Source organism: Lactobacillus fornicalis, from assembly GCF_055362665.1.
Genome location: NZ_JBLTIM010000087.1, coordinates 1 through 225 on the forward strand (window position 1 = coordinate 1; position 225 = coordinate 225).

The window sequence follows — 225 nt, forward strand, 5'->3', positions numbered from 1 at the left end:
CTTCTATCTGCTTTTGCGAGTGTTCCAACTTTTTATAATTTACTAGAAAATAAGTTAAATTATCATCTACCTGCACCCGTCATCGATGCCAAAAGAAATTTACTAAGTATTGGTGCTAACCTATTATTCCGTGGCAACATTTCTTCTTTGCCATTAATTTATATAGGTACAATTTCGATTATATTAGTTTTTGCATACTTCTTTAATGGTAAAGTAGCCCTTAAG

At 31.6% G+C, this 225-nt stretch carries 1 protein-coding gene; it reads left to right on the forward strand.

Annotation, left to right across the window (positions count from 1 at the left end; all coding sequences use genetic code 11):
• A partial coding sequence (locus ACNDLV_RS08280) for a hypothetical protein (protein WP_498883122.1) occupies nt 1–225 on the forward strand: 225 nt, incomplete at both ends.